Source organism: Herbaspirillum sp. B65 (assembly GCF_000333555.1).
In the GTDB taxonomy this organism is placed as follows: domain Bacteria; phylum Pseudomonadota; class Gammaproteobacteria; order Burkholderiales; family Burkholderiaceae_D; genus Herbaspirillum; species Herbaspirillum rubrisubalbicans.
The window spans coordinates 1-1,439 of record NZ_BADI01000554.1 but is presented as its reverse complement, the minus strand read 5'-3'; the positions used below and the strand labels follow the sequence as shown (position 1 = coordinate 1,439).

Sequence of the window (1,439 nt, the reverse complement as noted above, 5' to 3'; positions counted from 1 at the left end):
GGTCGATTGCCACCCACATCGAAGACCTCAGCAATGAAGAAATCTGCGCCCGCTCGCGGGAGTTGCTGGCGCGCCGCTGCAAGAAGCTAGCCGACGAAAAGAACTGAACCATCCCCACCAGAACACGCACGAAAACGCCATGCCCTTTGCCCTCAGCGACAACCGCAAGATCCACTACCAGGTCGAGGGCAACGGCCCGCCCCTGCTACTGCACCACGGCTTCACCAGCAGCCTGGAAGCGTGGCGCTTCTTCGGTTTTACCGCCGCGCTGCGCGAGCACTACCAGGTCATCATGTTCGATGCCCTGGGCCACGGCCAGAGCGACAAGCCGCACGAAACGGCCGCCTACAGCCAGCCACAACGCTGTCGTGATGCACTGGCGGTGCTCGATGCGCTGGGCATAGAACGCGCCCACTTCTTCGGCTATTCGCTGGGCGGCTGGGTCGGCTACGGGCTGGTGCGCCATGCACCGCAGCGCTTGCATAGCCTCACCCTGGGCGCGGCCCATCCCTATGAAGATCGCAGCTGGGATGGTTTCCACGGCATCGACGGGCGCGACCCCGAAGCCTTCATCGCCACCTTCGAAAGGCTGCTCGACGAACGGATTTCGCCGCAGGTGAAGATGCTCATCCGCGCCAACGACCTGCTCGCACTGGCGGCCGCCGCCCAGCAAGCGCGCCCCTCGCAGGAAGACCTGCTGGCGCAGATGAGGCTGCCCTGCCTGCTCTTCTGTGGCGATGCCGATGCCCGTCATGCGGCCGTCCAGCGCACCGCAAGCTTGCTGCCGCAGGGTGAATTCGTCAGCCTGCCGGGCGTGACCCACTTCGGCGGACTGATGCAAAGCGCACTGGTTCTGCCGCCGGTACTTAGTTTTTTGGCGCGCCGTCAAGGATGAGCTGAGCCCCACAACTTCTCAAAATAATTCGCGTAGTGCGCAGGTTGCGCTGTTATACTGCGGCCTGCGCGGCGTATAGCCAGTCAAGTCCGCGCCCTCCTCAAGTTCCAACCCCGTTTGCCTGCGACTGGCGCCCGTACGGGACCACAGGCCAAACCCAATTTCAGAGTCTCATGTCATTTTCCGCGCTCGGCTTGTCCGACGAAATCGTTCGTGCCGTTTCCGAACAAGGCTATACCTCCCCGACCCCGATCCAGGCCCAGGCTGTTCCGGCAGTGCTCTCCGGCGGTGACCTGCTGGCCGGCGCCCAGACCGGCACCGGCAAGACCGCCGGCTTCACCCTGCCGCTGCTGCAACGCCTGTCGACCATGCCGCGCCAGAAGATCAATGGCCATCTGCCGATCCGCGCGCTGATCCTGGCCCCTACCCGCGAACTGGCCCGCCAGGTCGAAGAGAGCGTGCGTCAGTACGGCAAGTACCTGCCGCTGACCTCGGCCTGCATCTTCGGCGGCGTCGGCATCAATCCGCAGATCACGCTCTTGAA

Annotated in this window: 2 protein-coding genes; both read left to right on the top strand. The window is 64.0% G+C overall.

The features are described from left to right. The first annotated feature begins 139 nt into the window (after positions 1-139). Positions 140-895, top strand: a complete 756-nt coding sequence (locus I5W_RS13490; RefSeq protein ID WP_044529616.1) for an alpha/beta fold hydrolase — start codon at positions 140-142, stop codon at positions 893-895. A 173-nt stretch (positions 896-1,068) separates the two neighbouring features. Next, positions 1,069-1,439 (top strand): DEAD/DEAH box helicase (locus tag I5W_RS13485; protein ID WP_044529615.1); only part of this gene is annotated, 371 nt, incomplete at its 3' end.

What these genes read in the sequence shown, in the direction of transcription:
- I5W_RS13490 (WP_044529616.1), top strand. Translation starts at nt 140, where the DNA reads ATGCCCTTTGCCCTCAGCGACAACCGCAAGATCCACTACCAGGTCGAG.